Raw genomic sequence first — 1,421 nt, forward strand, 5'->3', positions numbered from 1 at the left:
CGTCTTGACGGTCGTGAAGAACTCCTGGGCGTACCTGCCCTGCTCCCTGGGCCCGTAGCTCGAGCCCTTGCGCCCGCCGAAGGGCACGTGGTAGTCCACCCCGGCCGTGGGCAGGTTCACCATCACCATGCCCGCCTGGCTGTGGCGCTTGAAGTGCGTCGCGTGCTTCAGGCTGGTCGTGGCGATGCCCGCGGACAGCCCGAACTCCGTGTCGTTGGCCGTGGCCAGCGCCTCCTCGTAGTCCCTGACCTTGATGACGCTGGCCACCGGGCCGAAGATCTCCTCGCGGTTGATGCGCATGTCCTTCGCGCTCTCGCTGAACAGCGCCGGCGCCATGTAGAAGCCCTCCGTGTCGAGCTTCAGGCGCTCGCCCCCGGCGGCCAGGGTCGCGCCCTCGCCCTTGCCGATGGCGACGTATTCCAGGTCCTGCTCGAGCTGGCTCTGGCTGGAGACCGGGCCGACGTCGGTGCCCGCGGCCAGCGCATCACCCACCTTGATCTTGGCCATGCGGTCCTTCATCGCCGCGATGAACTTCGGGTAGATGCCCTCGGTCACGATCAGCCGGCTGGATGCCGTGCAGCGCTGGCCGGTGGCGTAGAAGGCGCTCTGCGCGCTCAGCTCCACCGCCTGGGCCAGGTCGGCGTCGTCCAGGACCACCTGCGGGTTCTTGCCGCCCATCTCCAGCTGCACCTTCTTGCCCGAGGTCACGCACTGGATGCCGATCTGGCGGCCCACGCCCACCGAGCCGGTGAAGCTGATGGCGTGGATGCCGGGGTGGGCGACCAGGGCGTTGCCGATCACGCTGCCGCGACCCATCACCAGGTTGAACACGCCCGCGGGGATGCCCGAGCGGCTGATGATCTCGGCCAGCGCCCAGGCCGAGCCCGGCACGAGGTCGGCGGGCTTCAAGACCACGCAGTTGCCGAAGGCCAGGGCTGGAGCGATCTTCCAGGCGGGAATCGCGATGGGGAAGTTCCACGGCGTGATGAGGCCCACGACGCCCACGGGCTCGCGCGTGATCTCCACGCCGATGTTCGGGCGCACCGAGGGCAGCAGCTCGCCCGACAGGCGCAGGCACTCGCCGGCGAAGAACTTGAAGATCTGGCCGGCGCGCATGACCTCGCCGATGCCTTCGGGCTTGGTCTTGCCCTCTTCCCGGGCCAGCAGGGTGCCGAGCTCTTCACGACGCGCCAGGATCTCGGTGCCGATCTTGTCGAGCGCGTCGGAGCGCGCCTGGATGCTGCCGGTGGCCCAGGCGGGGAAGGCGGCGGTGGCCGCGGCCACGGCGGCCTCCACGTGCGTGGCGTCGCCCTGGGTGTACTCGGCGATCGTGTCGCCCAGGTTCGACGGGTTCAGGTTCGGGCTGTAGCTCGCCCCGGGGGTCCACTCGCCGCCGATGAGGTTGTCGTGTCTTTGCATGG

1 protein-coding gene is annotated in these 1,421 nt (G+C 69.5%); it reads right to left on the minus strand.

All coding sequences use genetic code 11. The features are described 5' to 3' along the window. Positions 1 to 1,419 (minus strand): aldehyde dehydrogenase family protein (locus tag ABID77_RS22580; protein ID WP_429600731.1); only part of this gene is annotated, 1,419 nt, incomplete at its 3' end. Positions 1,420 to 1,421: the final 2 nt, after the last annotated feature.

Source organism: Variovorax sp. PvP013 (assembly GCF_050435945.1).
GTDB lineage: Bacteria > Pseudomonadota > Gammaproteobacteria > Burkholderiales > Burkholderiaceae_C > Variovorax.